22 protein-coding genes are annotated in these 26,407 nt (G+C 64.7%); 4 read left to right on the top strand and 18 right to left on the bottom strand.

From position 1 onward, the window contains the following. The first annotated feature begins 144 nt into the window (after positions 1–144). The gene (locus HZB53_06370; GenBank protein MBI5877255.1) at positions 145–612 is read left to right on the top strand and encodes a hypothetical protein; all 468 of its coding nucleotides are present in this window, start codon (positions 145–147) and stop codon (positions 610–612) included. Positions 613–783: 171 nt separating this feature from the next. Then, on the top strand, positions 784–1,548 hold the full coding sequence (locus HZB53_06365) for an SDR family oxidoreductase (GenBank protein ID MBI5877254.1): 765 nt from the start codon (positions 784–786) through the stop codon (positions 1,546–1,548). Positions 1,549–1,565: 17 nt separating this feature from the next. Here the strand turns inward: HZB53_06365 and eno are convergent, their stop codons facing one another. The 7 genes from eno to HZB53_06330 all read right to left on the bottom strand — a co-directional run bounded on the left by eno (position 1,566) and on the right by HZB53_06330 (position 8,273). Next, positions 1,566–2,858: a phosphopyruvate hydratase gene (gene eno / locus HZB53_06360; GenBank protein MBI5877253.1), complete on the bottom strand. Its 1,293-nt coding sequence runs from the start codon at positions 2,856–2,858 to the stop codon at positions 1,566–1,568. Positions 2,859–2,924: 66 nt separating this feature from the next. Then, entirely contained in the window at positions 2,925–3,326 is a 402-nt protein-coding gene (locus HZB53_06355; GenBank protein ID MBI5877252.1) for a hypothetical protein, read from the bottom strand. Between the two features lie 38 nt (positions 3,327–3,364). Beyond that, a complete protein-coding gene (locus HZB53_06350; protein ID MBI5877251.1) occupies positions 3,365–3,769 on the bottom strand; it encodes a hypothetical protein in 405 nt (134 codons plus the stop codon). A gap of 11 nt (positions 3,770–3,780) precedes the next feature. Next, positions 3,781–5,100 carry a nodulation protein NfeD gene (locus tag HZB53_06345; GenBank protein MBI5877250.1) on the bottom strand — a complete coding sequence of 440 codons (1,320 nt, stop codon included), beginning with the start codon at positions 5,098–5,100 and terminating at the stop codon, positions 3,781–3,783. Positions 5,101–5,314: 214 nt separating this feature from the next. Then, positions 5,315–6,343, bottom strand: coding sequence for a histone deacetylase (locus tag HZB53_06340; GenBank protein MBI5877249.1), 1,029 nt, complete (start codon positions 6,341–6,343; stop codon positions 5,315–5,317). A 111-nt stretch (positions 6,344–6,454) separates the two neighbouring features. Continuing rightward, the gene (locus HZB53_06335; protein MBI5877248.1) at positions 6,455–7,381 is read right to left on the bottom strand and encodes a DNA adenine methylase; all 927 of its coding nucleotides are present in this window, start codon (positions 7,379–7,381) and stop codon (positions 6,455–6,457) included. Next, complete coding sequence (locus HZB53_06330) at positions 7,374–8,273, bottom strand: hypothetical protein (GenBank protein ID MBI5877247.1); 900 nt, start codon at positions 8,271–8,273, stop codon at positions 7,374–7,376. Before HZB53_06330 ends, HZB53_06335 begins: the two co-directional genes overlap by 8 nt. Positions 8,274–8,553: 280 nt before the next feature. Between HZB53_06330 and HZB53_06325 the strand changes: the two genes are divergently transcribed. After that, positions 8,554–9,051, top strand: a complete 498-nt coding sequence (locus HZB53_06325) for a hypothetical protein (GenBank protein MBI5877246.1) — start codon at positions 8,554–8,556, stop codon at positions 9,049–9,051. 18 nt (positions 9,052–9,069) lie between these two features. Further along, positions 9,070–9,372, top strand: coding sequence for a hypothetical protein (locus tag HZB53_06320; GenBank protein ID MBI5877245.1), 303 nt, complete (start codon positions 9,070–9,072; stop codon positions 9,370–9,372). Between the two features lie 212 nt (positions 9,373–9,584). Here HZB53_06320 and HZB53_06315 read toward each other — a convergent pair whose 3' ends face one another. From HZB53_06315 to HZB53_06265, 11 genes are all read right to left on the bottom strand, one after another. Next, on the bottom strand, positions 9,585–10,100 hold the full coding sequence (locus tag HZB53_06315) for a YdcF family protein (protein ID MBI5877244.1): 516 nt from the start codon (positions 10,098–10,100) through the stop codon (positions 9,585–9,587). A 225-nt stretch (positions 10,101–10,325) separates the two neighbouring features. Beyond that, positions 10,326–10,508, bottom strand: a complete 183-nt coding sequence (locus tag HZB53_06310; protein ID MBI5877243.1) for a hypothetical protein — start codon at positions 10,506–10,508, stop codon at positions 10,326–10,328. Continuing rightward, a complete protein-coding gene (locus tag HZB53_06305; protein ID MBI5877242.1) occupies positions 10,505–11,284 on the bottom strand; it encodes an SDR family oxidoreductase in 780 nt (259 codons plus the stop codon). The genes HZB53_06310 and HZB53_06305 overlap by 4 nt, the downstream gene beginning before the upstream one ends. Positions 11,285–11,476: 192 nt before the next feature. Beyond that, a complete protein-coding gene (locus HZB53_06300; GenBank protein ID MBI5877241.1) occupies positions 11,477–12,847 on the bottom strand; it encodes an L-seryl-tRNA(Sec) selenium transferase in 1,371 nt (456 codons plus the stop codon). A gap of 75 nt (positions 12,848–12,922) precedes the next feature. After that, a complete protein-coding gene (locus HZB53_06295; GenBank protein MBI5877240.1) occupies positions 12,923–13,378 on the bottom strand; it encodes a PIN domain-containing protein in 456 nt (151 codons plus the stop codon). Between the two features lie 7 nt (positions 13,379–13,385). Continuing rightward, positions 13,386–13,901, bottom strand: a complete 516-nt coding sequence (locus HZB53_06290; GenBank protein MBI5877239.1) for a hypothetical protein — start codon at positions 13,899–13,901, stop codon at positions 13,386–13,388. Between the two features lie 547 nt (positions 13,902–14,448). After that, positions 14,449–15,180, bottom strand: a complete 732-nt coding sequence (locus HZB53_06285; GenBank protein ID MBI5877238.1) for a hypothetical protein — start codon at positions 15,178–15,180, stop codon at positions 14,449–14,451. 35 nt (positions 15,181–15,215) lie between these two features. Next, positions 15,216–22,283, bottom strand: coding sequence for a hypothetical protein (locus HZB53_06280; protein MBI5877237.1), 7,068 nt, complete (start codon positions 22,281–22,283; stop codon positions 15,216–15,218). 6 nt (positions 22,284–22,289) lie between these two features. Beyond that, positions 22,290–24,494 (bottom strand): ATP-binding protein, encoded by a 2,205-nt coding sequence (locus HZB53_06275; GenBank protein ID MBI5877236.1) that lies wholly within the window; start codon positions 24,492–24,494, stop codon positions 22,290–22,292. Continuing rightward, positions 24,495–26,153: a hypothetical protein gene (locus HZB53_06270; GenBank protein MBI5877235.1), complete on the bottom strand. Its 1,659-nt coding sequence runs from the start codon at positions 26,151–26,153 to the stop codon at positions 24,495–24,497. After that, complete coding sequence (locus HZB53_06265) at positions 26,150–26,395, bottom strand: hypothetical protein (protein MBI5877234.1); 246 nt, start codon at positions 26,393–26,395, stop codon at positions 26,150–26,152. The genes HZB53_06270 and HZB53_06265 overlap by 4 nt, the downstream gene beginning before the upstream one ends. Positions 26,396–26,407: the final 12 nt, after the last annotated feature.

The raw sequence follows: 26,407 nt of genomic DNA, 5'->3' as shown, positions 1-26,407 counted from the left end.
TTCTCCCCCGCGCGCGCGGGGGAGAAGGGGCTAGGGGATGAGGGGGCCTATTGGCGGCCGACTCCAAAATGCGAATTGCTGGATTGACCGCTTACGCGACTGCGCCATAATGGGAACGAAACCAGAGGGGAGGGGAGACAAATCATGGAGTACGCAGGCATAGTGATCGGGCTGGCCGGTCTGGTGGTGGCGTGGCTGGCGATCAGACGCGCGCAGCAGTTGGAACAGCGCATCGACTCGCTGTACGACCGCTATTTTACGCTGTCGAACCGGCTGCGCGAGATGGACGAGGAGACGCAGACCAGGCTCGTCGATCTGGGCGTCGAACTGCGCCGGCAGTCCGGCTTGCTGAAATTCGAGCCGCAGATGACCATCCAACAAGTCTACGACATGCACCCGCGCGCCGCCGATGTGCTGGCCGACTTTCACCTGGGTGGCTGCTCGTCGTGCGCCGTTAGCCTCGCGCAGACGCTCGGCGACGCGGCGGGCCGGCATAACGTCAATCTCGACCGGTTGCTGGGCGCTTTGCGCACGCTGGCTGACGGCCCCGGCGAAGCGCCGGGCGCTCGCACCCGCTTCCAGTCCGATCCGGACCTTCCGATCGTCGCCTGACCCCATGCCCTGCGGCCCGCCCGCAGGGCTTTCTTGGACTGTTGTGCTTCCTGCGGCCATTATGGGCCGCCCGCTGCAAACGGGACATTTGTCCCTGCCCCTGTTTGGCCCTTTCGGACACAATATGAACAGGGCCAATCCTGGCCATATTCACGCTAATGGAGGTTCTCTATGCGGTTGAAGGACAAAGTTGTGATTATCACCGGCGCCGGCGCAGGCATGGGGCGCGCGATGGCGCTGCTGTTCGCGCAAGAGGGTGCGAAGATCGTGGCCGGCGAGTGGAACGATAAGACGCTCGCCGAGGTCGTCGAGGCGGTCAAGGCCGCCGGCGGCAGCATCACCGGCGTCAAAATCAACGTGGCGGTGCAGGCCGAGGCCGAAAGCCTGATCGACAAGGCGATGGCGGCCTACGGACGTATCGACGTGCTGTGCAACAATGCCGGCGTCATGGACTTGAACCAGGGTGTCGCCGAGATGACCGACGAGATCTGGCAGCGCGTGATCGGCATCAACCTCAACGGCCCGATGTATATGTCCCGCAAGGCGATCCCGATTATGATCAAGCAGGGGGGCGGCTCGATCATCATGACCGCCTCGATCGCCGGATTGGGCGGCGGTGCGGCCGGTGCGGCGTACACGGCCTCGAAGCACGCGCTGATCGGCCTGACGAAGCAGACGGCGGTGCGCTACGGGGCCGATCATATCCGCTGCAACGCGATCGCGGCCGGCGCCGTCGAGACGAGCATCATGGCCAGCGTGGACCCGACGAAGATGGACCCGGTCGGCTCGGCGCGGCTTGGCCCGGTATACAAGACCATACCCGCTATGCTGAAGGCGACCGATATCGCCAACCTGGCGGTTTTCCTCGCCTCGGACGAGTCGAAGATGATCAACGGCGCGATCATCCCGGCCGATGCCGGCTGGCGTGCAATATAGCGACTAGCGGCTAGTGACTAGCGGCTAGTCGCCAGCCTCAGCGCCTGCCTGCCGGCGTAGACCGCCGACCCGCCAAGCTCTTCCTCGATGCGCAGCAGCCGGTTGTACTTGGCCACGCGCTCGCTGCGCGCCGGCGCGCCGGTCTTGATCTGCCCGGCGTTGGTCGCCACGGCCAGGTCGGCGATGGTGGTGTCTTCCGTCTCGCCGCTGCGGTGCGAGACGACCGCCGTGAAGCCCGCGCGCGCCGCCATCGCCATCGCGGCCAGCGTCTCGCTGAGCGTGCCGATCTGGTTCAGCTTGATCAGGATCGAGTTGCAGGCGCGCTCGCTGATCGCCCGCTCCAGCCGCGTGACGTTCGTGACCAGCAGGTCGTCGCCGACCAACTGCACGCGGTCGCCCATCGCCGCGCGCATCGCCTGCCAGCCCGCCCAATCGTCTTCCGCCAGCCCGTCCTCGATCGACGCGATCGGGTACTGCTTGACCCAGTCGGCCCACAGCGCGACCATCTCGTCGGACGACAGCCGCTGGTTGCGCTTGCGCAGGAAGTATTTGCCGTCTTCCCACAGCTCGCTGGCCGCCGGATCGAGCGCCAGCATCACATCGACGCCCGCTTTGTACCCAGCCTTCTCAATCGCTTCGAGGATGCACTCGACCGCCTCGCGGTCGTCCTTGAGCGCCGGCGCGAAGCCGCCCTCGTCGCCCACGCTGGTCTTGTAGCCCCGGCTTTGCAGCACCTTCGCCAGGTTGTGGTAGATCTCGACGCCGCAGCGCAGACCGTCGGCAAATGTCTGCGCGCCGACCGGCATGACCATGAACTCCTGAAAGTCGGTGGACTGCCATTCGGTGTGCTTGCCGCCGTTCAGGATGTTCAGCATCGGCACCGGCAGGGTGCGCGCCATCATGCCGCCCAGGTAGCGGTACAGCGGCTCGCCGCCAAAGTCGGCCGCCGCATGCGCCACCGCCAGGCTCACGCCGAGCATGGCGTTCGCGCCGAGCCGGCTCTTGTTCGGCGTGCCGTCCAGTTCGATCAGTGCGGCGTCGACATCCTGCTGGTCGAGCGCGTTCATGCCCTCGATCGCTTCGGTGATCTCGCCGTTGACATGCTCGATCGCCTTCTGCGTGCCCTTGCCGAGATAGCGCTGCTTGTCGCCGTCGCGCAGTTCCAGCGCCTCGTGCGCGCCGGTGGACGCGCCGGATGGCACGATGGCGCGGCCGCTGCTGCCATCGGCCAGCATGACTTCAACCTCGACGGTCGGGTTGCCGCGCGAGTCGAGCACTTCGCGCCCGATGATGTATTCGATGATGGACATCGTCGAACTCCTGAAATGGTGGGCGCGGCGTGATTGAATCGCGCCGCGCCGCAGTCTGTCTCAAAACTACGCGGTGATTGAAGACGAGCCGGACCTGCCGCCTTCGCTCGCGCCGGAACTGCCGGCCTCCAGCGTTCCGCCGGTGGCGGGCTTTGCGGGCCAGTCGATACGGCGGAACGACTCCCAGTTGCCGTCCTCGACGTACAGGATGCCCTTGCCGAAGCCCTGCGCGATGTAGTTGGCGCCGCCCAGCGAGAAGCGCACTTCGTCGCTCAGCGCCGCGCCCAGCTTCATTTCGCCCGCAGTCTGGAACAGCGCCGCGTCCGGGTTGGTGGTGAACGCCGCCCCGGACCGCACGGCCTCGCCCACTAGTTCCTGCGCGCGCGCATCGGCGAACTGGTGCAGCGCCGCGTCGGCCGCGGCCATGTCCATCTTGGTTGCCTTGCCGCTTTCTTCGGTGCCAGCCATCATTTCTCCTTGCAAAAAACGGAATGGAAAAAGGAATGCTATTTGACCAGCGTAATACGCACATCGTTGGCGGCGCGGTTGCCGCCGTCGTCCGTTACAAACACCTCGATCGTCCAGACGCCGAGCGCGCCATCGTCGGAAGGCAGTTGCACGCTCGCCTTCGGATCTTTGCCGGTCGAGAGCACCCGGTTCAGGAAATCTTCCTTGCCCTTCGGCACGCCGGTGACCACCCAGCGGTACTCGACGATGCTGCCGCCGTCGATCTCGCGGCTCTTCGATGCGTCGAGCGTGATCGGCGCGCCGAGCTTCACGCTCTGGTCGCTGCCCGCGTGCGCCACCGGCGGCACGTCTTCCATCAACCCGCACGAGGCCAGCAGCGCGGCCAGCACGAGCCATGCCGTCCAGCGCAGCATGCCTTTGAGTTGTCCGTTGGTCCGTTTCACAGTCCGTTGTCTCATTGGGAATTGGAGTTTGGGATTTGGGATTTGTTCGATCGCACCGTGAGCTTCAGCCCGTGGATGGCCGTGATGACGACCGGTTCGCCCGCGCTGATCGCGCCGCTCTCCGACGTCGCTTCCCACAGCGCGCCCTCCACATACACGAAGCCCTGGGGCGCCAGGTCGGTGCGCGCCGTCACCGCCCGGCCGAGCATGGCCTGCGCGCCCAGCACCGGCTTCAGCCGCCGCACGGCGTAGCCCTTGCCGAACACAAACAGGAACAGGCTGCCCATGAGCAGCGCCAGCGCGGCAACGAGCCCAAGCGACAGCGGCACATACGACGGCTCAAAGAGGATCAGCGCGCCAATGCAGAACGCGGCGACGCCGCCCAGCGTGAGCGCGCCGTGCTGTGTCGCGGTGATATCGAAGATGAACAGCGCGACGGCCAGCCCGATGAACAGCAGGCCGGTCAGGTTGACGGGCAGCGTGCCGACGGCGTACAGGAACAGGATAAACGCGATCGCCCCGGCGATGCCGCCGAAGCCGATGCCCGGCGACTGCCACTCGATCAGCAGCCCGTTGACGGCGATGAACAGCAGGATGGCGGCGATGTTGGGGTTGATTAAGATATACAGCAGGCTCTCGCCCCACGTCATATCCGCATTTCGCACGCTGGCGTTGGCCGTATGCAGCGTGACCGCGCGCCCGTTCAGCACGATCGTGCGCCCGTCGGCGCGCACCAGCAGGTCGCGCTCGTCGCTCGCGATCAGGTCGATCACGCCGAGCTTAAGCGCCTCTTCCTCGGTCGCGGCGACCGCCTGGGTAATCGTCTGCTCGGCCCATGTGATAGAGCCGGGCGGCCGGTTGCGCGCCAGCGTGCGCACCATCGCGCGCAGGGCGTTCACCGCCTTGTCGCGCGAGTCGCTGTCGAGGTTGTCGCCGCTGCCGCTGATCGGCTTGGCCGCGCCGATCTGCGTCTCCGGCGCCATGGCGGCGAGATGCCCGCCGAGCGTGATGAGCGTGCCGGCGCTGAACGCCGCGCCGCGCCGCGGTGTGACGTACACGATGACCGGCACGCGCGACGCACCGAAGCGCTGGATGATGCGCTCCGTGGTGGCCACGTCGCCGCCGGGCGTGTTTAGCCGCACCAGCACGGCGTCCGCGCCGTCCTGCTCGGCGATGCCGATGGCGCGATTCAGGTAGTCGTATACGACCGCAACGATCGGGCCGTCTACCGTGGCGGCGACCACGCGCGGCGCGCCCTGGGCCGCGGCGGCCTGCCGAAGGGCAAGCAACAACACGATTGCAGCGAGCGCAGCGCGCAAATATCGCTTCACAACGGGATTATAACACATAGAAACCTCCCAGGCCGCCAAGGCGGCGAGGTTATCGCAAACCGGATGCCTCTATCCGGATTCCGACGCGCGCCGGAGTGAGAGCTTGGATAGACTGTGCCCGGGCTTCTGCCGCATCGCATACCCGCATGCAGTATGGATATCCTCAAGGCGACAATGTGTTTGGGATTTGGAAGTTGGGGTTTGGGATTTTCTGCTATGCCAGCAGGTGGAACGCCTTCAACTGGTATATGTAGTCTTCGATATCGTACTCGGCGTGCGGGGCCGGACCGAGCAGGTCGGGGATATCGTCGTCGCCGAGCAGCACACGGCAGACGGCCAGCGTGCCCTGCGCGACCGCGTCGAGGTCGTAGCCGCCCTCGAGCACGACCGCAAAGCGCCCGCCGCACTGCTCGTCGGCCATCGCCTTCAGCGTGCGCGTCAGCCCGGCGTAGCCGCGCACCGATAGCTGCATGTCGGCCAGCGGGTCGCGATGGTGTGCATCGAAGCCCGCCGAGAGGAAGATGAACTGCGGGCTGTAGCGCTCGACGCTTGGCCAGATCAACTCGTCGAAGACGTACTGGTAGCCCTTGTCGCCGACGCCGGCCGGCATCGGCACGTTCAGCGTCGTGCCCAGCCCCATGCCCTGCCCGATATCGCGCCAGTGGCCGGTGCCGGGGTAGTGCGGGTACTGGTGCGTGGAGATATACAGCACGCGCGCGTCGGCGTAGAAGATGTTCTCCGTGCCGTTGCCGTGGTGCACGTCGTAGTCGACGATCATCACGCGCTGCAGGCCGTGCGCGTCGAGCAGGTGCTGCGCGGCGATGGCGACGTTGTTGAACAAGCAGAAGCCCATGCCGGTCGAGCTTGTCGCATGGTGGCCCGGCGGGCGCACGAGCGCGATGCCGTTGTTCACCGTGCCGTTATAGATGGCGTCGGCCAACCGTACGCACGCGCCGGCGGCCAGCAGGGCAATATCGAACGACTGCGGAGTGACGTAGGTGTCGGCGTCGAGCCGCCCGCCGCCGCTCGCGCAGATCTCGCGCAGCAGGTCGATGTAGGCCGGGCGGTGCACGGCCGCGACCTGCGCAACTGTTGCGGGGCCGAACTCTAGCGGCGTCATGCGCGCCAAGGTGCCGCTCTCGCGCAGCGCGCGGACGATGGCCCGCAGGCGGTCGGGGCGCTCGGGGTGCCCCGGCTCCGCGTGCTCGAGGAATCGCTCGGAATAGAGGTACGCCGTGCTCATAACACACGCGCCCGATGGGCGCCGGATGGGTGAAACTTTACCACAAAGCGTGAGGATTGGCTATTGGCGAGAGGTTATATCGTTGCGTGTGTTTCTGAGAGACGAGCATAGTCACTTGCCCAAGGTATTATTGAGCACGAGGCCCTTATCTACCCAACCCAAATTGCGACCAATCAACAATTCCTTCATTTTGGTGTTGTGAGTATTGCTCATCGCGATGAGACAGGTTTCAAACCTGTGTTTGACGGCCAACGCTCTCACTTCTTCCGAGTCATCGTAAGTCATCAAGAAATCACCTTGTACCCGCTCCAATTTATCGAATAATCGCTCGTGGTCAATCTGATGGTGACGGTAGAGCCGCGTCCCAGCCCTCTTCTTAGAGGCGGTATAAGGTGGATCGACGAAGAATACCGTGTCGGTGCGATCGGAATAGGTTTTCAGCACCTCAAATGCATCACCATGAATAAACCGGATACACTTTCTGACATTGGCGATGTTCAGAATCCTGTGTCGCAAGGTCTCGGGATACCAGCGTGAACCTAGTCCTTTTCCGTTTTCACCATTTTTGAGCAGCCCGGCGCCAGTAGCCAGAATTCCGCCATGACTTACACGATTTTGGACGATTGTTCTGAACGCCTTTGCCCTTGTCGTTCGTGGAGATGACGACAAAAGCGAGGCCACGTTCTCTGCTGTAAGTTCGAATTTGCCTATTTGATCGGCCAGCCACGCAGGTCCCCCATCGGTTTCTATGATTGTTTGCCAGACGGCGGCTACCTGATCGTCTAGCTCAACCAGAACCACGCGGTCAGCCAGGTTTTCAAAAGCAACGGTTAATCCGACGATTGCGCCTCCTGCAAATGGTTCAACAAAATTCCGAGGTCTGGGCAAGCACGACAACCAATGTCGTATACTGGGAATCAGCCACGTTTTGCCGCCCGGATAGCGGAAGGGGCTTCGATGTGGTACAGAGGCGACATTGACCACCGACTCCACATCTTCTAAAAGGTGTAATTGCGTCATCTTCTCTTGCCTATTCATTGTCAAACAAATCGGCTGCGGGTTCCACATCCGGCGCAATGAGGGTACCGGCCGGCATCCCTTTGGTTCTGCGCTTCTTTATCTGCTGCTGTAAGTGTCTCACGAATTCGTCAACATCGCCGATAGACGGTTTGGTAATCGTTTCGAGCGCGCTCTCAAACAGTGTGTACAGAGTCTTCCGGCGCTCAAGGATATAACGTTTGCTCGAATGGTCGTAGCGAAGACCGTAAACCATCCACGCAATGTCAGCTTCGCTTTTGTTGACTCGCCTGATCTTCGGGAGTCGATTGAAGAATGCTTCATCCACAACAACAGCCATCTTCTTTTGCCATGCGTGAAGAATACCGCCTTTGAAAATCAACTGGGGTGCCAGCCGCTTACGAGATGACGACAGATAATCAGGGTTCGGATAGTTCTTCCCCCGCCATTCCATATCGTGGTTGACCGCCGGATCTTCCATGTATTTCTTGAAGGCGTTTCTCACGTTGCCGGAAATATACACCGCCTGAACTTCAATAGCACCGAAATCCAATACTTGCCCCGCATCATCTACCTTCGCCAACACCATGTCAATATCGCCGGCCGGTTTGCCATGCTTGTCACGAAGACGCACTTCCGTCAAGACCACGAATCCGCTGCCAGGAAAAAAGAAAGAGGCTGCATCCGACACAATGATGTTGTTGTCCCGGAAGCGAACGGGGCACGTTACTACCAGGTCGTCATTATCAAAAATGGTGCAGACGCCGAGCGGATCGGTCGCGCTGCTCTTTGTGCATTGGATACCCGAGGAATTGTTGAAGGGGCAAAAGCGGCTTTGTCTACTTCTTTGCGCATCCGCGCTCATGTTGCCCACGGGAAACCCGAACACTTCGGCAAGTGGATTCTTTGGCATATACGTCTTTTCAGATGGTATCCATGGATGCGCATGATTTGGACGGAGCTCATCTATTCAGATCAGGATTGTAAATCAATAGATGCGTGCGGGCAACTTGCGTTAGCACACGTCGATTATTGCGTGCGCCGCGCCGTCCACGCCGCCAGTGCGCCGGCCGCCACGATCATCAGCGCGCCGATGATAGCCACTCCGGCTTGCCGCGCGGTAGGAGCGCCCGCATGTCGTGTGGGCGCGCCGTCCTTGACTCGGCCAGCCCGCCTGTCTATAATGACACGCAATGAGCGAATTCGATAAAGCACATCGCGTCTTCGTCAGCTACATCGACAAATCGCGCGAATACTATCGTGCGCGCGGGTCAGCCAACCCCTATCGATGGGCTTACCACACCGACACGCCGTTCGTGCCCTTGGCGAAACCGCTCGCCGAGTGCCGGATCGGGTTGATCACGACGGCGGCGTTGCCCGGGGATCGGCGAAACGTCCGGGAGCGCGTTAAGCAAGTGTACGCGGCCCCCGCCGTGGTACAGCCCGCGCTCTACACCGAGCACCTATTCTGGCACAAAGAAGCGACGCACACGCGCGATATCGAGTCATACCTCCCAATCCAGCGCCTCGCGGAGAGCGCGGAAGCCGGCGTCATCGGCAGTCCGTCGCCGCGCTTCTATGGCGTGCCGACGGACTACAGCCAGCGCAAGACCGAATCCGAGTATGCGCCGGCCATCCTGGCGCACTGCCGCGCCGACGCAGTGGACGCCGTCCTGCTCTTTCCGCTCTGACCGGTTTGTCACCAGACCGTGAGTCTGGTCGCCCGGCACCTCGAAGCCAATGGCTTGCCGACCGTCGTGGTCGGTTCGGCGCGCGATATCGTGGAGCAGTGCGGAGTCCCGCGCTTCGTGTTCGCGGACTTCCCGCTTGGCAATCCGTGCGGCAAACCGGATGATGCCAAGATGCAGCGTGCGATCCTGCGCATGGCGCTCGCTCTGCTGGTGACGGCGCGCTACCCGCGCACGACCGTGCAAACGCCATTCCAATGGGACACGACCGATAAATGGCGCGAGTCGTATATGCGGATTACACCCACCGTAGCCACGCAATAGCGGCAACGCCCTCTCCGTAGGGGCAAACCTGCGTGTCTGCCCGGTGCGGGGCGAACACACTGGTTCGCCCCTACTTCCGCATCCTCGTCCACACCGCCAGCGCGCCGGCCGCCACGATCATCAGCGCCCCGATGATGAGCCATTTGGGCTTGCCCCATACACAACAGGGCTTGGTAACAAGCCAACACGAGGAGGCGCTAGGATTCCACCTCCTACCGACTTGTGGCTGACTGGATGGCCAACAAAGCCCAGTTGTAGTACTCGTACCCCACCACTCTGGCTTGATCGGGTTGCAGCCACCAACATACCGTGCACAGATCAGGGGGAGATGGCTGTACCCAAATAGCATAATTCGGACCGAACACATCGCGGAAAATATGCGCCGCTCGCCGGCTGTGATAGGTAGATGTCACTAACAGAATCGACTCGAACCCATAGTGTTCGCTGATCAGTTTTGTGTAGATGGCATTCTGATAGGTCGACAGTGACTGGTCCTCGATCAGTACAGATGTCTCGGGTATGCCTAGTGCCAAAGCCTGTCGGCGCATCACCTCTGCCTCTGGCATGGACTCTCCGCCTTCAATGACTTGGGTGCCTGCGCTGATTACAACCACAGGGGAGTATCCTAATTGATGCAGGGCAGCCGCCCGCGCGAGGCGTTCTGGTTTATGGTCACCGCCGATGACAACAATTGCGTCTGCTTCATGGGGACCGTCGTCTCTAACCAATAGCGGTCCAGCGCCCAAGCCGCAACAGAAGATTCCGCCAATAAGAGCTGCAAGAGCGATTATTCTCCACCACCGAACTCTTCGGAGTGGCAATGCGAGGCGCTTTGGCGCTTTCATAGCCACGCTGCGTTCATAGCCATACCAGGAACGGAGTGGTGTGATACTAGGTGAGCATTGCGTTCTATTATCGCGTGACACACCATAATGGCGCTCAATTGAACGCCCCTACTTTCGCATCCTCGTCCACGCCGCCAACCCGACCGCCGCCACGATCATGAGCGCGCCGATGATGACCCACTCCGGTTTGCCGTACATGACCGCGCTCGGCAGAAAGCGTAATCCCTGCAAGAGGAAGACTGCGCCCGCCAGCGCGACCAACACGGCGATCACATACGCGGCGATTTTCATGCGCTCAACAGCCTCCCGCCATCCACGTTGAACGATTGCCCGGTGATGACCGCCGCCTCCGCGCTGGCCAGGAAGACCGCCATCGGCGCGATCTCGTGCGGCTCCAGCCGGCGGCCGAGCAGCGTCATGCCCGACTCGAACTCCGGCACGCTTACGCCCGCGCGCTGCGCATCGTACGCCACGCGCGCGTTGTTCATCTTCGTGCGCACCGGGCCGGGGCAGATCGCGTTGACGGTCACGCCGTCGCGTGAGACCTCCAGCGCCATCGCGCGCGTCAGGCCGAGCAGGCCGTGCTTGCTGGCCGTGTACGCCGAGGCGTGGATCGCCGGCGTCTTGCCGTTGATCGACGCGACCATGATGATGCGCCCGGACTTGCGCGCCAGCATCCCTTGCAGGGCGCGCTTGCTCAGCAGGTACGGCACCGTCAGGTTCAGGTAGAGCGACGCTTCCCAGAAGTCGTCGTCGTAATCGGCCACCGGCTTCGGGTTGCTCGCACTGCCAAGCCCGGCGTTGTTGACGAGGATGTCGAGGCGCCCGAAGCCGGACTGCACCTGCGACCAGACTTCGTCCACGCCGCCGCGCGCGCCCAGGTCGGCGGTGATGGCCAGGCAGCGCCGCCCCATGCCCTCGATGCGCCCGCGCAGTTCGTCGAGCTCCGGCGCGGAGCGCCCGGTGATCGCGACATCTGCGCCTTCCTGCGCGTACGCCAGCGCAATCGCGTACCCGATGCCCCGGCTGGCGCCGGTGACCAGTGCGAACTGTCCTGCGAGTTTCATGGTTCCTCCCCTATCATAAAGGCCAATCCGCGAATAACGCGAATCTTCGCCAATCTCTTTGTCCACGAAGGCACACGAAGAAGCACGAAGGCGAATCAGGTTTCGTATTCGTGCAGATTCGTGTTATTCGCGGGCGTAGGGGCAACGCTTGCCGTTGCCCGGCCCGGCGGGGGACGCGCACAAGGCGTGCCCCTACAATCCGGCTTGTTTCATCTGCGCCGCCCGTATCCCGGCAATCAGCGCCGCATCCTGCTCCGGCAGCACGGTGCGCGGGTCGAACAGCACCTGGTCGTGCTCCACGCGCGCGACGACGGGCGGCCAGGCGCGGCGCAGTTCGGCGGCGAACGCATTGGGCTGCGCGACGTTGTACGCCAGCAGGATGGTCGGCAGCGTCTCTTCGGGCAGACTGCCGCCACCGATGGTCGAGTGTCCTTCGACCAGTTCCCAGTCGCCCGCCAGTTGGCCGAGCCAGCCCGAAGCGCGCTCGCGCAGAGCGTCCGGTTGGGCGGCAATCATGCGCCAGACCGGCACCTCCTTCAACGCCTCGTCCTTGACATAGTGCAGCAGCGTTGCCTGCAGGGCGGCGAGCGTCACCTTGTCCACGCGCAGCGCGCGCGTCATCGGGTGCTTGCGCAGGCGTGCGATCGTCTCCTTGCGCCCGGCGATCAGCCCGGCCTGCGGGCCGCCGAGCAGTTTGTCGCCGCTGAAGCAGACGATGTCCGCGCCGGCCTGCAGCGATTCGCCCGGCGTCGGCTCGTGCGCCAGCCCGTACGCCGCCGTATCGAGCAGTGCGCCGCTGCCGAGGTCGTTCAGCAGGACAAGTCCGCGCTGCTTCGCCAGCGCGGCCATCTCCGCCAGCGACGCCGACTCGGTGAAGCCGACGATGCGGAAGTTGCTGGCGTGCACGTGCAGCAGCAGTGCGGTGCGCTCGGTGATGGCGTTCTCGTAGTCGGCGATGCGCGTGCGGTTGGTCGTGCCGACCTCGACGAGCGTCGCGCCGGATTGCTCCATGATCTCCGGGATGCGGAACCCGCCGCCGATCTCGACCAGTTGCCCGCGCGAGATGATCACCTCGCGCCCGCGCGCGAACGCGGCCAGACCCAGCATCAGCGCGGCGGCGTTGTTGTTGACGACCAGCGCGTCCTCCGCGCCGGTCAGCCGCGTGAGCAGGCGTGTGGCATGCACGGTGCGCGAGCCGCGCTCGCCGGCCGCCACATCGTATTCGAGGTTGGAGTAGACGCCGCCGATCGCCTGCATCGCCTTCAGCGCGGCCGCGGAGAGCGGCGCGCGCCCGAGGTTGGTGTGCACGATCACGCCGGTCGCGTTGATCGCCGGGTAGAGCGTGGGGCGCGCCAACTGCTCGAGGCGCAGGCGCACGTCGTCGTGCATCAGCGCGGGCATTGGCGCGTCGCCGCCGCGACGGATCAGCGCGCGGTAGTCGTCGAGCACCGCGCGCACGGCGTCGAGCGTGGCCGGGCGGCCGTAGCGCATCGACAGGTCGTGCAGCGGCGCCGTCGCCAGCATCTGGTCGACGGACGGCAGGGCGCGCAGGCGCGCCTGCATTCGTGCTTCATTGGTGGCGGTCATGAGTGACACGCCGTGACGTGATCGAAATTCATAAGTCGCAGAGGTTGCACGCTATCTCGCAGGAAACCACCGATCCCGATCAAAACCCGACGCAAACGGATTGACAAAACGCACGCCTTCAATGATGGAACCGACACTGTAGTCCTCGCTCACGACGATGGGTATCTGGTTCAAGCGAGCCGTAGCCCAGATTTGTGCGTCCCAGTAAGCGAGCTTGTGCGCGTGCACACCCCGCATGGCCTCGAGCACGACGAACGGCGTTGTGTTCAGCACAGGCCAGGCGCGTACCAGCAGGTCCACCCGCGCGGCTGCATCAACGGGTGACAACCGGGGTGTGTTCCCGCGCGTGATGACGTAGAAAAACTCACCCAGGCTCTGCACGCTCAAACGCCCGAAGCCGGTTTCGTAGAGATGGTCAAGCAGGGCAATCGCTTGCGTCTGCTTGACCGGTTCGCCGGGGTCGTGCGCGTACACGAGAATATTGGCGTCGATGAGTGCGGCAGGCATATTGTTCCTAGGCTTTGATCGTCTTCGGAATCATGCGACCGAGCGTGCGTTTCATGGCCACCGTATGGCTACACTGTGCATGCGTCTTGTAAGACTCACAGTCGCAGGACCACGTTCCATGATCATACGCTGTCCGATGCCGGACGCCTTCGCCCGACACTTCCACTTCAAAAGACTGGAAGTGGATCCGCTCGTCCTTCTCGTCGGCAAGCTTGGTCGCTGCCTGCAGGGTGTCCGGTGCTCCGGAATCCATGCGCTGCGCGCGCTCCTCGTAGAGGTCTTCCCGCCGCCAGGTGCGAGGCTGAGCGGGTGATGGGCCTTGTGCGTGCTGGGCCAGCATCAACCGGCGTGCTTCCGCCCACGCAGCCGGGTCCGGCGCCTGCGGCGCGCCGGATGACGCTTGCTGGTCAATCGCTTCGCGGATCAACTCGGCCTCGCTCACGCCGCGTGTGCGTGCCAAGCGCCGCAACAGAATCTGTTGGCGTTTCTCGATATAGACTTGCTTGCGAACTTTTTGGCTCATGGATACCCTCGAAACCTATTATACATCACAATATACATCACTGCATTGTAGTGTTCGCCTGCTAAGTAGAAAGCGGCGGGGCGTTATGGGCCCCCACCGCTTGATCTTCTCCGCTACGCTGCCGCCTATGCGTTGCGCCAGTCGTATGTCTTCTTGTAGCCGATGTCGGTGCTGAACGACGAGAAGAACTTCGCGCGCGCTTTGCTCAACGGGTAGCACCGGAACGTGCGCCGGCCGCGCCGTCCGACTTCTGGTCAACCGAGGGCAGGGCGCGCAGGCGCGCCTGCATTTGTGAATCAGCGGAGAGGGTCATTAGCGCTGATTATACATCAGCAGATCGGGTGTCTGCGAAGCCGCTCTTTCCCGCGTCGCGCCTGCGCGCACGAAGAAATAGGGGAGGTTATACTGACCAGCGGCCTAGCGTCACCACGCACTCCGGCCTGCGACGAGTCGCGGGTCGGAAGCGGCCGTTGCATCCGTTGTCCGAGAAGACAGGTTCTCGCATGATGACATATGCGATTCGACTGAACCGCGCAGTCGCTACGGCTCAGCGCCAGCGCGCCCCTCGGGTGTAAAACGGATAGGTTGAATAATCGCCAAACACGCCCGTGTCCTTTAGCGCAGCCATGACGACGGCCTGCCGGGCTGCAAGCGTTTGGCGGTCCGATGCCCACGGCGATTCCACCAAATCTAACCGCATCCCGCCCCAATCGGTTTTCTGCGCGCCGAGGTTGGCCAGCCGTGCCTGGCCGATCAGTTTGATGAGGCGCGCGCCAAACCATGTACGCGCACAAACGGCCACGGGACCGTACTCCACATACTCGTGGGTGGCGAATTTGCCGGACCCGCCGTACGATGGGAACCGGTCGCCGGGCTTCGACGGCCAGACCGGGTGCACGATGCCAAACTCCGCGCGCGTGTTTTCGGCTAGGCGGTCGCCGAGCTCAAAGACGCCGCGCACCGCGTCCTCGGCGCCGACGGCGCCGAAGGTCAGGCGCATTGATGCGGACGCGCCGTCATTGCGCAGATCGCAAAACCCGTCGTATTTCACGGCGGCGCGGCGGGCGATCTGCACCGTGCTTTCGTCAGATTTGAGGGCAATCAGGTGGCTGACGAATGCCTTTGGCTCAAACGACGTTAGCGGTAGGCCGTCCGTCGTGCTCCAACCGGTCGGCGCGAATTGCGGTGCGGCGGTGAGCGCGTCCGCCAGTCGTTTGAGTGGAGCCGCCTTGCGCATCGGCTCGCGCGTGATGAGGGCCACGAGAATCTGATCAGGCATGGTCTTGTGTTCCTATCATACCACAGCCCGCGTGGCTACCTGGGCGTGGCGCCGCCGAGCAGTTTGGACACGTCTTCCTTTGTAATAGCCGATCCCCAGCCGCCCTGCCCATCGTTCAATCGCGTGTCCCACATGCGCCACTTGCCGGTCTTGCTGTCGCGGTGCAGCACCAGCGCTTCGGTCTCCAGGACATTGCTGGGCCGCACGCCGCCCGGATTGTCGTTGGTGATGATCACCGCCAGTTTGCGCGGCGGCTTCTCCTTTGCCGCGCCTTCCTTCTGCACTTTCAACTGCTCGGTATAGAAGATGGTGTCCTGCTCGGTCGCCTTGACGTCCACCCAGTATTTTTCCGTCACACCGTCGGGCCGCGTCTCGATGACCTCGCCGGGGCTGACCTTCTTCGACTCGTAGCGCACGATATCACGGGCATCGCCTGTGACAGTGCTCGTGGTGTAATTGTTGTTTTCCACGCCGGCCGACGCCAGCGCATTGTCTTCGTCCACGCGCCCGCGCGCCCGATTGGCCTCCAGCACGTCCTTCACCGCCTGCCAGTCCGACCGGTCCATCGCGCCGCGGATGCTGCCGTTTTCCTCGCGGAAGTGCTGCAGGTACCGCAGGTAGCGCATGTCGTCGCCGGTCTTGCCCTTGGGCGGATTGTCGATGAAACTGCGCCACTCCGATTCGGCATACGACTTGCGCGGGTTGGGCGCCGGCGGCCCGGCCGGTTTGGCCGCCGCGCGCCCGCTGCGCGCCATACTGGAATCGCCGAAATCCGGTACGAGGTCCGTTTCTGCTATGTCACGGTGGCCGTTGCGCCGCAGCCATTCGTCGATGTCGCGGCGCAGGTCCTGATACTGCGGGTTTTTCGGATCGGGATCGACGAAGCGCGTGCGCGAGCCCCACTCTTCTGCAAACTCGGTCGGGTGGCTGAACTCCTGCCGCACGCGCTCACCCTTCGCATTGACGTACTCGACGATGATCCGGGCGTCGGTATGCTCGCCGGCCGGCACGACGGTCCAGGCCGTGCGTCCGCGGCTGCCATCGGGCAGCGGGAACTCGACGAACTCCGTCAGCGGCCGCTGCGCGGGTTGGTTTGCCTGTGCCCGGTTCCACGTATTCTGGACATCGTTCGGCGCCGGCATGCGATAGACCAGCACATTCTCGTTGTTCGGGTGGTAGTGCAGCACGGTCTCCACCGCATTGCCATTGCGGTGCGGCCCGCCGACCGACCCGTGATCGCCGACGCGGACGATGTATTCGCCGGTGAGCGTGTCGCGATAGATGCCGACCTCGCGCCCGTTGGCCCGCGCCAGCGCCTCGTTGTAGGCCTGATACGCCTTCTCCGGCGAGTAGATGCCCTCGCGATAGGTGAAGTGATTATCGGTAAATGGCGGTCCCGGATTTCCGGCTTTGGGCGGTCTGCCGGCCGCCATCCCGCCTTCGAGCACCGACTTGACCCAGCGATCGTGTTGATACTGGTAGTAGCGCTTCTTGGCGTTGTTCCACGCCTGCGTGATGCGCCCGGGCGCCGGTTCCGGCGGCGCATGCAGCAGCGAGCCGCTGTGCTGGGTGCCGGACATCGAACTGGTTTCGGGCGTATCCGGGGCCTTACGCGGCGGGTTAACCTGCGGGTCATCCGTGGACGCCTTGGGCTTGGCAGCCGCATCGTCCGTCGCCTGCGCCTTCTTATGCTCGGGGAGTGGCTCAGTCGGCGCTTCTGGCGCGTTGTCCCGCGCGGTGGTCGGCTTGGTCTTCTGCTCGGCGGTCTGTAACTCCCCCTTCTGGAGCGCCTCCTGTGCATCGGCCGCGATCTTGTCTTCGCCGCGCCGGTTGGCCGGCAGTTCGTCCGTGGACTTCAACACGGGATCGTCGGGTTTGACCGCCGTCCGTTCGCCCGTTTGACCGGTAGCGGCGCGATCGCCTTCGCGTACCGTGGCCTTTGGATCGTTGCCCGCGACGGGCGGTGTATTGACGCGCTCCGGCCACACTTTCGCCGCGGCCTTTCCGATGCCCGCTGTCAGCGCATGACCGCCATACCCCATCGCCGCGCTCTGAATGGCGTGCCCCTTCAGCGCCTGCTGCAACTTCTTGCCCGGGTCGCCCGGCGACCGGTCCAGCGCCACGCCCAGCACCGTGCTGGGCAACCCCTGCGCAAAGTTCTCGCCGCTGCTCACCAGACCGTGTACGAGGAAACTCGAGACGGGGCCTTTGGCAGCCAGCCGCCCCAGCATCGGCTTTTGCAGGGCGCCCTCGCTCATCATTACCTTGAGCGCGGCAATCTCCGCTTTCGTCCAGCCTTCCTTCGCCAGCTTGACTGCTAATTGGTCGAACGCCGAGCTCAGGAACTTGCCACCGACCCCGGCGGTGGCGGCACTCACCAGTGCGTCCACGCCGCCAATGCCGAGTTCCTTCAGCGCCGTCTCGCCTTCGTAGGTGTCGCCGAGCATGGCCGCCTTGATCGCCACGCCCACCACCGCCGTGGCGGCCGCCACGGTGGCTGCACCGGCGGCTGACGTGAGAAACGCCGAAACAGCGGCGATCTCGGCCGGCACCGCCGTGCCGGCACTGCCGATCGCCACAACGACCAGCGCGACCACGGCCACCGTGGTCGCGACGACCTTGACGACGGCGTCCGCCACGGCGTTTACCTGTTCGGCGTGCTTCTCGACGGCGCTATCCACGCTGGTGGAGATCTGCCCGAACCTCGCCAGCCGGTTGACGCGCTCCTCCAGCAATTTAGCCCGGTCAGCCGGCGTAACGCTCGGATCGTTGGCGGCCGCCTTGATCAGCGCGTTCTGTTCGTCCACCAGTTTGTACTGATCTTCCAGCCGCTTCATGCGTTTTTCGAGCACATCGAGTTCGTGCTGTGAGCGCCAATTGCCGAGCGCGCGCGCAGCCCCCAGGCCGGGCACGGCATCAATGAGCGAAGCGCCGTGCATGCCTTTCTCATAGGCCAGCTTGTCGCGCGCCAACTGGATCTCGTCCTTCTCGTTCTGCGGCTCGCCGCGCAGCGCCAGATTCAACTCCCATTTCAGGCGACCGCTGGTTTCGTCGCCGACCAGTTCAGACAGTGTATCCTTCGAGTGATCCTTGATCCACTGTTCTTTCAGACGCTTGACCTCGGCCGGCGACTTCCACCGCCAATCGCTGCGCGCAATCTGGTCGGCGCGCACCTCCAGCAAGTCGCGCTCGATCTGGGCGATTTCCTCCTTCGACTTGCCCTTCAACGCCGCCTTGAACTGGTCGCCGCTGGTGCCCACCCCTTCGGTGGCGAAGAACACCTGCTGGGCGGGCGAGAGATAGCCGCCCTGCTCGCGCAGCAGTTTGCTCTTGTCCAGGTCGTAGCCGGACGTGAAGCGGTTGATCTGGAACCCGAAGCTGCCTTCGCCGTACGCGCCCACGGTTGAATCGTAGGTGGTACGCAGGTTGTCCATGTTCAGCTTCGCCAGCCCCTTGGCTTCGTCCTCAAGCTGCTTCTCGATCTTCTTCTCTTCAGCGCGCACTTTGTAGATATCCCAGGGTTGGCCGTTGCGGGCGTCCTCGTCGCGCCGCTTCTGCATGGCGCGGCGCAGGCCGGGACCGACATCGCGACGCTTGGCTTCCAGCGCGCGCTTGTACTGCTCCTCCAGCACGTTGTTTTGGATTTCGTCCGAGGCGTAGACGAGGCTCTGGTGCTCGATCGCCAGCTTGGCCGCATCGGCCTTGGTCAGGTCGTTGTCGAGCAGCCCGGTCACCAGTTGAATGCGCGCGTCGTCTTTGGGGTTGTTGCCGAAGCGGTCCTTGTAGGCGGCACGCAGCGCGCTGTCGCCCGATGCGTCTTTGGCGTCGCCCGCCTTGCCGTACACGACGCCGTAGGCGCTTTCCAGTTGCCGGTTGCGCCGCGCGACCTCCGCTTCGATTTCCGCCGACGTCGCCGTCGGCTCGCGCCCGCCGGCGCGCGCCTCGGCCGCCGCCTTCGCGTCCAGTTGCGCTTTGACGTCCTCGCGGATCTGCTTGTGTACCGCTTCGATCTTGTCCGTATCCGCCTTGAACACCCCGCCGCGCCCGAAGATGCCGCCGTGCAGCGCACTATCGACAGCGATGGTATCCGCCCGGTTCACATCGCCCGCACGCAGCGCCTTGGCCTGCTCGTCGTCGTGCGTGTCGTTGGTGATCAGCGGCTTCAGTTCGCCGTGCAGATCGTCATCCAGGTCGAGCTTGTACTTGTCGAGGTAAAACTTCTTGATCTTGGCCTGCTGCGCGGGCGACTTGTTGCGCAGCGCCTTCATCACCGCGTCAGTGTCGTTGATGCCCAGGCCGCCGTGCAGGGCGTAGTAGATGTTGGCCGCATCGGCGCTTTCCGGTTCGTTGTTGAGCAACGCCACCGCGCGATCGGCCTCGGGATCGTACTTGCGGAAGGTGCTCTTGAGCTCGCTCTTCAGGTCCGATTCGAGGTTCAGCCCGTGATCGTTCTGGTAATACGCGCGCACGGCGCGGCTCTGCGCTTTGGTCAGGCCGGTCAGCGCATTGAAGACGCGCGACTCCTCGTTCCAGCCCGTCAGGCCGCCATGCAGGGCCGCATAGACCTCGTCGGACACATAGGCCGCGCTGAACGAGGGCGTCTCGGCTCGTGCGAGCGCCTCCAGTTCGACGCACTTCTCGGCGGGCTGCTCGTCCAGCAGCGTCTCCAACTGCTGGACGAGGGCGGGCGCGCGCTCCTTGGCGATCCGCACCCGCAGGCCGGCCGCCACGGCGGCGATGCTGTCGCCTTTGGTCGCGCTCGTTTTGCTGTAATACGCCTTGAAGACGGCCTGTTGCTCGTCGCTGAGGTCGCTCAGTGCGCCCTCGGCGTCCACGTCGACGTCCTCGCCGCCCAGCACGATCGCCGTGTTCAGCGCAATGATGTCGCTCGCCACGGCGTCGCGGGTGGCTTTGTTGCGCTGCGTCTCCCATGCCCGGCTCTCGGCCATCGCCGCTTTGTACCAGTCGACGAATTTGTCCAGGAGCTTCTGCAGCCACGAACGCTGCTCGCCCAGCTTTTCGTCCGCCCAGTTGCGAATCAGTTCGCGCGCCGTTGTGCCGGCCGTGCGCGTGTCGTCCTGCAGCGCTTTGACCGAACTGTCGGTCAGCTCGGTCTGTGCCAGCACGAACTTGTCCAACTCGGTCTTCTTGGCGTCGGCCCAGTTGAAGCTCTGGGCGGCGGTGAGTTGCGCGGCTTTGATGTCGCTCTTCGCCGCGGTGGCGTCGGCGACCAGTTTCGTTTCGTCGTCTTCGGCGCGCCGCCGGTAGGCCGCCTTCATCAAATCGGCCAGCGCGCGCAGTTGCGCCTTGCGCCGTTTGCCCGCCTCGTCGGCCGCCACGACGGCGTCGGCGATCTTGCGGTTTACATCATCGCTCAGGCGGTCGCGCTTAAGGCGGATGACCTCCGGGTCGGTCTGGCCCCGTGCCGCTTCCAGCTTCTGCTCGGCCGAGAGGTCCAGCGCCTTGCGAGCGCCGGCGATGTGGCCGAGCGCCTCATCGCCGCTTTGCTTGACCGCGTCTTTCTGCTCGGCGCCCGCCTGCTGCACGGCGTCTTTGGCCTGTGCGCTCTGCGCCCTGATGGCCTGCCGTCGCTTTTCAATCTCGCCCTGGATCTCCGCATCGGTCAGCCCGGCCTGGTGCGCCACGTCGCGCAGTTCCGTATCCAGCGCTTGTTTGAGATCGGGCAACAGCTTGTCGTCGCCGAGGTTTGCGAAGTTTCGTTCGAGTGACCCGCCGTATAACGGCCGCCGAGCGCCGGCGACTATTGCCCGCGCCTCCAGGGCCGTGTCCTGCAGCAGGTCCGCAATCACCGGCCCCAACTGTGACTTGAGTCCCTGCGGGAACGGCTTCTCCTTGGGGCGATTCTCGTCTTTCAGCGTAATGGGGTCTGCGTCGCTCCGCTGCTCGGTCTGCTCGGCTTTCTTGCCGGCGGCCTGGTCAACCTTGGCGGCCTTGTCCTTCAGCGGGTTTTTGGCCTCTTTCGCGTCTGCCGGTTTCTGGGCGGGGTCGGTTTTGCCCGGTGGCGTCACGGGTGCTGGGGGGGGCGGAGTCAGACTGGGCAGTAGCTGCGTCACCGGGCTTATCTCAAGACCCGGCACGCTTTGATCTGGCAGCCGTTTCTCGATAGCGGCGTTTACGACTTTGGTCGCTTCCGGTACCGGATCAGGCACGGCGGTGGGATTCGCCGGCGGTTGATCGGCTTTGGGCGCCGGCGAGACGGCCTTATCGGCGTCGGCCCCGGCGCGTTGCGAGGTCGCCTTGTGTTTGGCGCTGGCAACCCTGCCACTGGTACGGATCCGGGCGGTGTTGGCGGCCGAACTGATCTTGGGCTGCGGAAGCGACTTGACCGCGCCCACCGCGGATGCGCGCCACTTCGATATCTCGGGGCCGCTGGCCGGCGCTGGTGCAGCGCCGCTTTCAGGCGTGACCGTTGGCGCGCCGACGGCTGCCGCGCCAGCCGTCGGCGGTACAACGGGAGCCGCCTGCGATGGCGATGCGCTGGCGGGTGTCGCGGGTGCACCCTTCGCATTCGGCTGCGCAGGCGCGCCCACAGGCTGATCAGGCGCCGGAGCGCCTGCCGGTTGGGCGTCGTTGGTGTGGCGAGTCGTGCCGCCAGCCTCGCTGGGGAGATCAGCCGGTGTTGTTGCGATCGTGCCACGACCCCCAGACTTGGGCGGGGATGCCGTGACGACGAGCGGCGGCATGACGATTGTGCGGATGTCCTGCGGCTTGGGCGGGGACGCGGTGACGACGAGCGGCGGCATCTCGATCGTGCCGCTATTCTGCGATTTGGGCGGGAACGCTGTGATGACCAGCGGCGGCATCTCAATTGTGCCGCTATTCTGCGATTTGGGCGGGGACGCGGTGACGACCAGCGGCGGCATCTCAATCATGCCGCTGGCCTGCGGCTTGGGTGGGGACGCCGTGATGACCAGCGGCGGCATCTCGATGAAGCCGTCAGCGCGCATCTCCTGCTGTACGGCTTGATTGCCCGCGCCGTGCTGCCACTTCTTTAGGGCGCTCGGTGTCTGCGGCGCAGAAGGTACGGCGGCCGCCGTGCTATCCGGCGCGCGTTTCGGCTCCTGGCGGACTTTCGTGGGCATCGACTATCACGACTCGCGCAGCAATTCGTAATACTGCCGGAACTCGGCGCGCGCGGGGAGCTTGCCGATCTTCTGCATCTCCCGCGCGGTCGCCAGGATCAGATGCCGCATCGCTATCTGCGTGCGGCCGGCTGTGCCGTGTGTGGAGCCTTCGTCGGCCGCCAGAAACGCCGCCAGCAGCGCCGCGTTGCGGATGTTCCCGCCCGACAACTCGAACTGGCGCGCCAGAAAGCCGAAGTCCGTATCGAGTGCGAGCGGCGCTTCCGCGGGAAAGATGCTGCGCCAAATGCGCTCGCGCCGTTCACTGTCCGGAAACGGGAACTCAACCGTGTGGTGCATGCGGCGTTTGAACGCCTCGTCGATGTTCTCGCCCAGGTTGGTCGCCAGGATCGCCATACCTTCGTATTCTTCCATGCGCTGGAGCAGATACGCGACCTCGATATTGGCGTAGCGGTCGTGCGAGTCCTTCACCTCGCCGCGCTTGCCGAACAGCGCGTCGGCCTCGTCAAAAAACAGGATCGCATTCGACGTTTGCGCCTCGGCGAATATGCGGCTGAGGTTCTTCTCCGTTTCGCCGATGTACTTGCTCACCAGTGTTGCGAGGTCGATCCGGTACAGGTCGAGCCGCAATTCGCGCGCGATGATCTGCGCGGCCATCGTCTTGCCCGTGCCGCTGGGGCCGGAGAACAGGATGTTCGCGCCTTTGCTGCGCGACACTTTCCGTGCGAAACCCCACTGTCCATACACGGTGAAGCGCGCGCGCGCGGCGGCCAGCACCTCGCGCAACTGCGCCAGCGCCTGGGCAGGCAGAACGATGTCCTCCCATCCGAAGCGCGGTTCGATCTTCTGCGCCAGCGCGCCCAGCGTCGGGTTCGACTGCGCCAGGGCTGCGCCGTGCAGTTCGGCGGCGCCGACCGGATGGGCGGTCTGGCAGCCGGCCAGCGCGCGCGCCGCGTCGTGTATCTGGCCGGGCGTGAGCGCGAACTTGCCTGCGATCTCGGCTAATCCGTCCGGCGCGGCCGTTTCGACCGCGTGGGTCGCGAGCGCGCGCTGCCACAGGCGCAGGCGCGCGTCCAGCGCCGGCAGTTCCAGCGCCAGTTCATGCCACCGCGATCCGCGCCATGCGTGCCGCGGGCGCCAGGCGTGTTCCGACGTGATAAACGTCGGCAGCGCCTGCTGTGCCAGTGCGTCTTGAACGGCGTCCAGGCGGTCTGCGCGATTGGCGTCGTCGGCCAGCAGCGCATCGAGCCGTTCCAGGCAAAGCGCCGCGCCGCGCAGAGCGCATTCGCGCACGAGCAGGTCCAGCGCCGTGCGCAGACCGCATGGCGCGCGGAGCGCGCGCGCCAGATCGGCGCTGAGCATCGGCATGTGCCAGGCCCCGCACAGCGCATGCGCCAGCGTATGCTTGCCGGCGCCGTGCGGGCCGCTGATGAGCCAGACCAGATGCTCGCGCTCGCGCCACGCGTGCGGCAGCGCCGCCCATGCCTCGACCGCAGCGCGTGCGTGACTCGCCAGTTCCAAGTCGCCCGGTGCGGGCGCGTTCGAATCGTCTACCCGCGCGAAAGCCGCCAGCCGGGTATCCAGCGCCTCATCGCCGAGCAGGTACGCCACGATCCGCGCGTCGACTTTCATCCGGCGGGCCAGCAGCGGCGGCTCGCGGTCCTGCGCGTCATCGAAGAGACGCAGCAGGCCGTGCCGCAGAAGCGGCGCATCGTCCGCGAACACGTCCCGCCGGATCAGGCTTTCCTCGAAGCTCTCGCACAGCAGATTGAGCGCCAGGTCGACCGTCAGGTGCGTCTGCGAAATATCGTTCTGGACATAGGCGAAAACCGTCTGGTAGCGCAGATGCATGTCGGGCGCAGCGGCCAGCAGCAGCAACTCGCATTCGAATGTGCTCAGCCCGAACAGGCGCGTCAGGCGCTGGTGCGGCAGGGCCTCGGCGGGTGCGGCGGCTGCCGACCGCTGGGCGATCTCCTGCGTGGCTTGCGCAATCGCCTGCGTCAGGCCCTGTGCGCCGTCGCGCACGTCGTCCGCCGGAACGCGATTCAGCAGCGCATCAACCAGTTCGTCGGCGATATACAGGCCGCGCAGGCTGCTCTCGTTCAGCGTGCGCGCTGCGCGCAGGCGCATGACCTGCCGCTGGAGCAGCAGGTCGGTGCGCGCCAGCGATGCACTGATAAACTCGTGAGGGTTGGCAAACGGGGCGCTCATTCAATCATCCACAACGAGCCGCAGTCGCCCGGGGCGCAGCCACGGCACATCCACAACCGTGTGATCCAGGCCGGTCAGTCGCAGGATCATGATGAGCGGGCAGGCCGGCAACTGTGCCTTCACATCGTCGGCGCCGATCGTGGCGCTGCCGGCGCCCTCCAGGAAATTGGCCTGGATATAACGCGCGCTGCTGCGCTCAAACCCGACCAGCCGGCGCGCAAACAGAGCCAACGCCGTGCGCGCCAGCGCCGACGTGAATGCGTCCGTTTCCACCCGGTCGCCCGTGGTCGTGTTCATCCAGTCAGCCAGCGACAGCGCGTTCAGTTCCTCTTCCGGCGCCGGCGCTGGTGAGACAGGCTGTGACTGCCACGCCGCATAACCGGCTTCAATCTGTACGTGCCTCAGGGATGGCAATGGTCGACTCGCCGGCGTCGGGTCTGCCCCAGCCGCAGCGAGCACGGCTGCATCCCACCGCGCCTCGGCCGCGCGCGCGCTGCCCAGCGCCTTGATCAGCACGGTCAGGCGCAGTCCCTGTGCCAGTGCAGTGCGCTCGGCCAGATCCGGAACGTCGGCCGCCGCAGCGTTCACAATCGCGTCGAAGCCCATCGCCGTCAGCGTGGGCAAGAGTGCGAACGCGCCGATGAAAGGCGAGCGTACCGTCTGGGCGTTCGCAGGCTGAACCGGGGCTGCCTGGGGCGCGACGGGCGTCACTGCGCGCTCAAGCCAGCCGGGCGCCCGGCGGTCCGCGTCAATCAGCACCTGTACGGTCTGCGCGCGCAGGTCGTCGCCATCCTGGCGCGCCTGATCCGCCACCGCCAGGGCATTATCCAGCGCGTTTCGCAATGCGCCGGCTGGTGTCCACAGCACGGCCGCGAGTCCCACCAGCGCATCAGCCGCCAACAATACGTCGCCATCCGATCGCTCGCCGTGCACCCGGCGGAATGCCGACCACAGCCGCAGCACATTGTGCGCTGTGTCCAGCGGCGAGCGAACCCCGCTGTCCGGCCACGCGCCCAGCAGGGCTTCGAACAATATGGGCGACGCGGCGCCCCCGGCGGGCGATTGAACCAGTAGCGTATCCTGAACGGTCGCCGCCCCGCGCGCGCTGAGCGCGCCCAGGATGACTTCCAGCGAGTTCCATGCGTCCAGCCGGCGCAGCACGCTTGCGGTATGTGCCGGCTCGCGCGCCAGCGCCTCGCTGACGGCGACGCCGTCGGGCAGACTGCGCAGCGAATCAAATGCGCGATACTGCCATTGTTGCCACGCCGTGCCGCACGCCAGATCGAGCACAAAATGGGCGACAAAATCGGCGCGGTCGTCGTAGCGCAGCACGTTGACGCCATCGTCGCCGGTGGCCAGCGCACGGCCGATCTGCGCCAGCACACGCTGTGACCACGTCCGCCCCAGGCTGTCGTCAGTCAGGCTGGACGGGTCGAACGCCAGTTCCACGTCCAGGCGGCGGATGCGCCACACGGCCGGATCGGCGCGATCAAGCGTGCTATCCAGCCAATGCGCCAGCGTGGGGGCCAGTCGTCCGCGCGCGATGCCGTCCGCGCGCCAGCGCAGGCGCTCCGGGTCGGGATGCTCGCGCGGCACCAGGCATGTGCAATTCATGCGGCCGATACGCAGCGCGCCCGCGCGGCCGCCCGCATCGCTCATCGCGCGGACTCAATCGGCGTCGCTGCGCTTCGCGCGCTTTCGTCGCCGTTGCGCCGGATGCTGGGCGGAATGGCGGCGCGGACGCCCAGCAGTTCTTCGATGACTTGAATCGCCCCGCTTATGCGCAGCAGCGTGTCGCGCGTCTCCTGACGTTGCAGGTCCAGTTGCGCCAGTTGCTCCTGCCCGCGCGTCAGTTCGGCGCGCAGTTCGCCCAGGCGTTTTTCGAGTGTGCCGCTCTCCATGGGTCTCCCTCG

The organism is Chloroflexota bacterium (assembly GCA_016235055.1).
GTDB lineage: Bacteria > Chloroflexota > Anaerolineae > JACRMK01 > JACRMK01 > JACRMK01.
Note: the sequence above shows the minus strand (reverse complement) of the source record. Positions and strands in the feature narration are given on the sequence as shown.

What these genes read in the sequence shown, in the direction of transcription:
- HZB53_06370 (MBI5877255.1), top strand. Translation starts at nt 145, where the DNA reads ATGGAGTACGCAGGCATAGTGATCGGGCTGGCCGGTCTGGTGGTGGCG.
- HZB53_06365 (MBI5877254.1), top strand. Translation starts at nt 784, where the DNA reads ATGCGGTTGAAGGACAAAGTTGTGATTATCACCGGCGCCGGCGCAGGC.
- eno (MBI5877253.1), bottom strand. Translation starts at nt 2,858, where the DNA reads ATGTCCATCATCGAATACATCATCGGGCGCGAAGTGCTCGACTCGCGC.
- HZB53_06355 (MBI5877252.1), bottom strand. Translation starts at nt 3,326, where the DNA reads ATGGCTGGCACCGAAGAAAGCGGCAAGGCAACCAAGATGGACATGGCC.
- HZB53_06340 (MBI5877249.1), bottom strand. Translation starts at nt 6,343, where the DNA reads ATGAGCACGGCGTACCTCTATTCCGAGCGATTCCTCGAGCACGCGGAG.
- HZB53_06335 (MBI5877248.1), bottom strand. Translation starts at nt 7,381, where the DNA reads ATGAATAGGCAAGAGAAGATGACGCAATTACACCTTTTAGAAGATGTG.
- HZB53_06330 (MBI5877247.1), bottom strand. Translation starts at nt 8,273, where the DNA reads ATGCCAAAGAATCCACTTGCCGAAGTGTTCGGGTTTCCCGTGGGCAAC.
- HZB53_06325 (MBI5877246.1), top strand. Translation starts at nt 8,554, where the DNA reads ATGAGCGAATTCGATAAAGCACATCGCGTCTTCGTCAGCTACATCGAC.
- HZB53_06310 (MBI5877243.1), bottom strand. Translation starts at nt 10,508, where the DNA reads ATGAAAATCGCCGCGTATGTGATCGCCGTGTTGGTCGCGCTGGCGGGC.
- HZB53_06305 (MBI5877242.1), bottom strand. Translation starts at nt 11,284, where the DNA reads ATGAAACTCGCAGGACAGTTCGCACTGGTCACCGGCGCCAGCCGGGGC.
- HZB53_06300 (MBI5877241.1), bottom strand. Translation starts at nt 12,847, where the DNA reads ATGCAGGCGCGCCTGCGCGCCCTGCCGTCCGTCGACCAGATGCTGGCG.
- HZB53_06295 (MBI5877240.1), bottom strand. Translation starts at nt 13,378, where the DNA reads ATGCCTGCCGCACTCATCGACGCCAATATTCTCGTGTACGCGCACGAC.
- HZB53_06290 (MBI5877239.1), bottom strand. Translation starts at nt 13,901, where the DNA reads ATGAGCCAAAAAGTTCGCAAGCAAGTCTATATCGAGAAACGCCAACAG.
- HZB53_06285 (MBI5877238.1), bottom strand. Translation starts at nt 15,180, where the DNA reads ATGCCTGATCAGATTCTCGTGGCCCTCATCACGCGCGAGCCGATGCGC.
- HZB53_06280 (MBI5877237.1), bottom strand. Translation starts at nt 22,283, where the DNA reads ATGCCCACGAAAGTCCGCCAGGAGCCGAAACGCGCGCCGGATAGCACG.
- HZB53_06275 (MBI5877236.1), bottom strand. Translation starts at nt 24,494, where the DNA reads ATGAGCGCCCCGTTTGCCAACCCTCACGAGTTTATCAGTGCATCGCTG.
- HZB53_06270 (MBI5877235.1), bottom strand. Translation starts at nt 26,153, where the DNA reads ATGAGCGATGCGGGCGGCCGCGCGGGCGCGCTGCGTATCGGCCGCATG.
- HZB53_06265 (MBI5877234.1), bottom strand. Translation starts at nt 26,395, where the DNA reads ATGGAGAGCGGCACACTCGAAAAACGCCTGGGCGAACTGCGCGCCGAA.